Here is a 6,237-nt window from a genome sequence, read left to right as displayed (position 1 = left end):
AGATAATCTTTTTTGGAATTACCTGAAAAACTAAAATTATATAGACAAGCACAACATTTGACGCAATCTCAAGTTGCCTTAGAATTAAATGTATCTCGAAAAACTATTTCGGGGTGGGAAAATGCTCATAGCACTCCAGATATAGCTACTATTGCAAAACTAAGTGACATATATCATGTCCCTCTTGATTCTTTCATTAAAGATAATAATTTTTCATGTCAAAATTCAGTCATGCAAAGTAAAAAGGCCACTGCAACAAATCGAATTACTTATTTTTTAAATTTTTTTGTGATCCTATTACTATGCTTAGATCTTTTTAATCCATATGGATTCCACTCATTTTTGATATTATTTTCCGCTATTATAAACAGCTTTGCCTTTATTTCTAGTTTCCAAAATTGGTCTATTTTTAGCAATGTCTTCTACTTGTTGAAGACTTGTTTTCTGTTCACTTTTATTTTTACTACTACCATTTTTATTTCTTTATTTGACAAAAATTTTCTCAATTACTTTAAAGCATCTAATGCAGATTTTTTATTTGGATTAGTAACAGGAAGACTTGTTCTTATTAGTTTGCTTGCCTTTTGTCTAATAATAATTTGTTCTTTTAAACGTAATCTCTAACTGAATTTTTTGTTTCTTTTCTCTTTATAACATTACTTTTCCCACGTAAAATCAATGAAATTTCTTACTTAAAAAACAAGCTACATACTGAAGACACATGGAAGTCTTCAATATGTAGCTTGTTTTTAATTTTTTTTGAGTATTATACTCTAACAGTAAATAAATACAATTTTTACTTAATATTTAAAAAATAAAGGGGAAAAATCATGAAAAAAAAGTTGTACGTTCCTTTCCTATTCTGGGTTATGATGCTTACGGAATTAATTTTAATTGATAGGTTTTTTTTAGTACTAAATGTTTCAGTTAGTTATAAAGTGTTTTTGCAAGATTTTTTTCTACTAATCACCTTTTACGTTATTAATCACTTTTTTCTACACATTCACTTTTTAAAAAGAATCAAACAAAATTTTTTTAGTGTTATTAAGATTAACTTGGTTCCATTAATCTTTAGTCTAATTCTAATTACAGGTGTATTTTCAACCATAAGCATATGGCATTCAAATTTTCTTCATGCCTTCATCATCGCTGGGAGTGCCTCAGTTTTTGAAGAATTCTTTTTTAGAGGGCTGTTGCTTAATACTTTTCTAACACAAATAAAGTCAAGCTCTCATAAGTGTATCCTTATCAGTACCTTATTAACGAGCATACTTTTCAGTCTATCGCATGCAGTTAATATCAATTTCCAATCTTTATCTGGAACGCTATTCCAAATGATTAGTGTTTTTTTCCTAGGAATACTGTTGGCTGCAATTTATTTAAGGACCGGAAGTTTAATGTATCCAATCTTTTTTCACTTTATTCTTGATTTTTCAACTATATTGATGAAAGGTTTTGTTACAGCAAGTCCAACAAAACAAACTCTTATTAGCAACATCTTCCTTGAATTTATATATATATTAACTGCTATTGTACTTCTTAGGAACTCAAAGACTACAAGTATTATTAACACAAATAAATCTATATTTAATAACAATTGACTATAAATACTTTAATCAATAACTTAATTAAAAGTATACCCTTTAAGATTTCCCCATATGTGCAAATTATAGTCATTACTATTCAAGTAAACTTAAAAACGAGTTGACAACACTAGTGTCAACCCGTTTTTTTAATGTCTTCAAAATTAAGATAATAACTTTCTTTTTCTGTCCACTAATCATATTTAAATATAAATAAACCCTATTATTAGAACCAAGATTTTAAGAATAGACTTATAAACTAACGAAAGCGGCTGAAGTAAAATATAACTTTTGACCCATTCATTCAAAAATCTTTCTGTTAACAAGCTTTTCTATTCCATATTTAATTATCTTGAGCTGGGGCTGGGCCAAATAACTCATCTGCTCCCATCATAATTCCTCCAGTATTTGCAGAAGTTACCAAGTACTGATAACGTGCTAAATAACCAAAACGCACTTTGGGTTCAAATGGCTTTAACTCCTTTTTCCTCTTCTCCAACTCATCTTGACTTACATCTACATCAAGTGTCCTCTTCTCTAGATCGATCGTGATTTGGTCACCGTCTTTAATTAATGCAATTTCACCACCTGCAGCGGCTTCGGGAGAAACATGGCCTACACATATTCCATGCGTTGCCCCTGAAAAACGTCCATCAGTGATCAATGCAACTGTTCGGCCTAAACCGCGTCCAATAATATCAGATGTCGGGTTAAGCATTTCAGGCATTCCTGGACCGCCCTTTGGACCTTCATACCTGATAACAACGACATGTCCAGCTTTAACACTTCCATTATCAATTCCAGTAACAGCAGCATCATGTGAATCAAAACAAATTGCCTTTCCTACAAAGCGTTTAATGTCTGGATCAACCCCAGCAACTTTGATTACTGAACCATCCTTTGCCACATTACCATACAAAATTGAAAGACCACCTTGTTCTGAGTAAGGATTATCAAGTGGACGGATTACTTCTGGATTCAAGGTATGTGCCCCAGCAACATTTTCTCTAATCGTCTTCCCAGTAACTGTGATCCGATCAGGATGAAGAATACCACCTTTTTCAATTAATTCATTCATAATTGCGGGAATTCCACCTGCTTGATGCACATCTTCCATTGTCCAAGAAGAAGATGGTACAATTTTAGCTAAATGTGGCGTTTTCTTTGCAATTTCGTTGACTCTTTCCTCACTGTATTCAATTCCAGCCTCATGAGCAATTGCCAAACCATGCAATACGGTATTAGTTGATCCGCCCATTGCCATGTCTAATGCAAAGCAATCATCAAAAGCTTCTTTAGTCATGATATCTCGCGGTCTAATATTATGTTCAACATTGTACATTACTTGACGTGCTGCTTTTCTAACTAATTCACGTCTTTCTGGTGATACTGCCAATGTCGTTCCATTATACGGTAAGGCCATCCCTAGAGCTTCCATCAACGAATTCATTGAGTTTGCGGTGTACATTCCGGCGCAAGAACCACAACCGGGACATGCATTTTGTTCTAATTCCAAAAAATCTTCTTTGCTGAGTTTCCCATCTTTAAAGGCTCCAACTGCCTCAAAAACAGTTGAAAGTGTAGCTGCCTTCCCTTTGGGATCAAGACCAGCCTTCATTGGACCACCTGAAACAAATGTTGCCGGAACATTTGTTCTTGCTGCTGCCATCAGCATTCCTGGAGTGATTTTATCACAGTTAGGCATAAATAATACCCCGTCAAACCAATGAGCATTAATAACCGTCTCGGCTGAATCAGCTATCAGATCGCGGCTGGGCAATGAATATCGCATTCCAATATGTCCCATTGCGATCCCATCATCAACCCCAATTGTGTTAAATTCGAATGGTACACCTCCAGCTTTACGAATCTCTTCTTTGGCAACTTCTGCAAGCTCTCTCAGATGAACATGTCCTGGGATAATCTCAATGTAAGAATTACAGATCGCAATAAAAGGTTTCTTCATATCTTCTGGATTTTTTACTTGACCAGTGGCATATAGCAAACTTCGCCCAGGTGCTCGATCCACACCTTCAGTAATCGTATCGCTTCTTTTCTGGATTTCATCACTATCAATAGTAAAATTTAAAGTATCACTCATCTGTTACATCTCCTAATTATTTTTTCGTGCAATTGCTTCGATTTCCACAAGTGCTCCCGCAGGCAATGCCTGTACTCCAACTGCTGAGCGTGCAGGCAAACATTTATTATCAGCAAAAAAGTTAGCATAAGTTTCATTGACGATTTTAAAATCAGTAATATTAGTCATGAAAACTGTAACTTTAACCACATTTTGAGGAGTCAGTTGCGCTGCCTCCAGAACTTCTTTCAGATTATTTAGTGCTTGAGCAGCTTGTTCTTTCACACTCGAATCTGAGACAAGTTTGCCTGTTTCTGGATTAATACCGATTTGTCCAGAACAAAATAGTGTCTTACCACTTTTAACAGCTTGAGAATATGGACCTAGTGCTTTAGGTGCTTTCTGGGTCTTCACTTCTTTATTCATAATTTTCAGCTCCTTTACAGTTATTTTGGATAAACAACGACTCGCCTAGACTCGTTCATCAATATATTAATGGGTGCTTCATAAAAATCACTCAATTTTTCTGTTGTCAGTAAAGTTTCACGCTGACCAGCTGCATAAATCTTGCCTTTTTTTAAAAACATTATCTTACTAAAACACGGTAAAATTTCTTCTGTATAATGCGATACCATTAAGAGCGCCGGACTGTCTTCACTCGAAGCAAGCGTAGCAATTTTGCTTAGCAGTCTTTCTCTTGCAAAAAGGTCGAGTCCGTTGCATGGCTCATCCAAAATTAGTAACTCTGGCTTAGCCATTAAGGCTCTCGCAATCAAGACTAACTGCCGTTCTCCTTGAGAAAGCACCCGATATGTCTTTCCAATCAGATTTACTCCACCAAGACGCGCAATTTGATCTTTTGCCTCCTGCATTTCTGCCACTGTATAGTTTTCATAAAGCCCAATGCTTGCAAATTTACCCGACAGAACAATTTGCTCTACTAAATCGCCCGGGTGGAGCCAATCTTGCAGAGCACTGCTGACCCAACCGATTTTACGTCTTAACAAAGAAATGTTAGATTTTCCAAATATATTTCCTAAGACCTCAAGCTGCCCACTCGATGGCCACAAATCACCATGGATCATCTTTAACATTGTTGTTTTTCCGGCACCATTTAATCCTAATATTGCCCAATTTTCTTTGGACTTAATTGTCCAATTTACTTCTTTTAAAATAACTTTTTCTCCGCGTTTTAATGAAACATCCTTGAATTCTAAGATTTTTCCCAAAAATTTGACCTCCTGTCAGACCATCATTTCATAGAGCATCTGATTTTCTTTTAAGTCAATGTATCGTGAATCAAAAGCATACAATCTACGTTGCAATTGTTTGACATTTTCCCTTTTTCCTAAGCGAATTCCGATTAAAACTGGTCCTTTCCCACGATTGACCTTCTTCGTATACTCAAACTTAGTGATATCATCGTCCGAATTTAAAATCTGATTTACAAACTCTTTTAATGCACCCGGACGCTGTGGAAAATTCACCACATAATACAGTTGGTCACCTTCATAAACTAACGAGCGCTCTTTAATTTCCTGCATTCGTCCAATATCATTATTTCCACCACTGACCACACAAACCACAGTTTTTCCAACAATTTCTTCACTTAGGTTATCAAGAGCAGATATGCTTAGGGCCCCAGCCGGTTCAGCAACAATGGCCTCTTTATTGTATAATTCTAAAATTGTTGTACAAACATGCCCTTCTGCCACTGTTACCAATCGATCAACATATTCTCGTGTATTAAGATATGTCAGATCTCCTACCTTACTAACTGCTGCTCCATCAACAAATTTGTCCATCGTTTGCAAAGCCACTGGGTGTCCAACCTTGAAAGCTTCCGTCATTGAAGCCGCTCCATCTGGTTCAACTCCAACAATTTTTGTCTGTGGATTAACTGCTTTCATGTAGGCTGAAATTCCACTAATTAGGCCACCGCCTCCTATTGCACTCAGTAGATAATCAACCTGGATCTTGTCTTTAACCATATCCTGATAAATTTCAACAGCCACACTACCTTGGCCTGACATAGTCTGCAAATCATTAAATGGTGCAATAAATGTAAGGCTTTTTTTCTGACAATATTTTTGTGCAGCATCAGCGGAATCATCGAATGTATCACCAATTAACTGAATTGTTGCATATTCTTTTCCAAAGAACTTAACCTGATCAATTTTTTGCTTTGGTGTAGTGGTTGGCATAAAGATGACTGCTGGAATCTCCAGCTTTTTGCAAGTCCAGGCTACTCCCTGAGCATGGTTGCCAGCACTAGCACAAACAACTCCCTTTTTCCGGGTTTCATCTGACAATTGTGCTATCCCATAATATGCACCCCGTAGCTTGAATGAACGGACAACTTGTAAGTCTTCTCTCTTTAGATAGACTTGACAATTATATTTCTGTGAAAGATATGCATCATATTGCAAAGGTGTATGTCGCACAACCGGTTTAAGAACCTCATAAGCTTGCTGCACATTCTCCTTTTTTAATAATTTTTCCTTGGTCAATACATTCAATAATCTCACCCTTTCCTTACTATAAATTTATGTATTAACAGATTGAGTAACACAA

General features: G+C 36.0%; 6 protein-coding genes. 2 read left to right on the top strand and 4 right to left on the bottom strand.

The window, feature by feature from the left end; all coding sequences use genetic code 11:
- The first annotated feature begins 12 nt into the window (after positions 1-12).
- Both GSM_RS08835 and GSM_RS08830 read left to right on the top strand, forming a co-directional pair.
- The gene (locus GSM_RS08835) at positions 13-624 is read left to right on the top strand and encodes a helix-turn-helix transcriptional regulator (RefSeq protein ID WP_003689121.1); all 612 of its coding nucleotides are present in this window, start codon (positions 13-15) and stop codon (positions 622-624) included.
- 206 nt (positions 625-830) lie between these two features.
- Complete coding sequence (locus GSM_RS08830) at positions 831-1,601, top strand: CPBP family intramembrane glutamic endopeptidase (RefSeq protein ID WP_003689122.1); 771 nt, start codon at positions 831-833, stop codon at positions 1,599-1,601.
- A gap of 325 nt (positions 1,602-1,926) precedes the next feature.
- On the opposite strand, the gene ilvD is transcribed toward GSM_RS08830, so the two are convergent.
- From ilvD to ilvA, 4 genes are read right to left on the bottom strand one after another with little or no spacing between them, the layout of a single operon-like run.
- Complete coding sequence (gene ilvD, locus GSM_RS08825; protein ID WP_003689123.1) at positions 1,927-3,684, bottom strand: dihydroxy-acid dehydratase; 1,758 nt, start codon at positions 3,682-3,684, stop codon at positions 1,927-1,929.
- A 12-nt stretch (positions 3,685-3,696) separates the two neighbouring features.
- Entirely contained in the window at positions 3,697-4,089 is a 393-nt protein-coding gene (locus GSM_RS08820; RefSeq protein ID WP_003689124.1) for a RidA family protein, read from the bottom strand.
- A gap of 20 nt (positions 4,090-4,109) precedes the next feature.
- The gene (locus tag GSM_RS08815; RefSeq protein WP_003689125.1) at positions 4,110-4,892 is read right to left on the bottom strand and encodes an ABC transporter ATP-binding protein; all 783 of its coding nucleotides are present in this window, start codon (positions 4,890-4,892) and stop codon (positions 4,110-4,112) included.
- 15 nt (positions 4,893-4,907) lie between these two features.
- A complete protein-coding gene (ilvA, locus tag GSM_RS08810; RefSeq protein WP_003689126.1) occupies positions 4,908-6,182 on the bottom strand; it encodes a threonine ammonia-lyase IlvA in 1,275 nt (424 codons plus the stop codon).
- Between the last annotated feature and the right edge of the window lie 55 nt (positions 6,183-6,237).

This window comes from Liquorilactobacillus mali KCTC 3596 = DSM 20444 (genome assembly GCF_000260415.1).
Taxonomy (GTDB): Bacteria; Bacillota; Bacilli; order Lactobacillales; family Lactobacillaceae; genus Liquorilactobacillus; species Liquorilactobacillus mali.
This window is presented reverse-complemented; position numbering and strand designations above follow the sequence as displayed.

Bases quoted from the DNA above. Each gene is read 5' to 3' on its own strand.
- ilvD (WP_003689123.1), bottom strand. From the start codon at position 3,684: ATGAGTGATACTTTAAATTTTACTATTGATAGTGATGAAATCCAGAAA.
- GSM_RS08830 (WP_003689122.1), top strand. From the start codon at position 831: ATGAAAAAAAAGTTGTACGTTCCTTTCCTATTCTGGGTTATGATGCTT.
- GSM_RS08820 (WP_003689124.1), bottom strand. From the start codon at position 4,089: ATGAATAAAGAAGTGAAGACCCAGAAAGCACCTAAAGCACTAGGTCCA.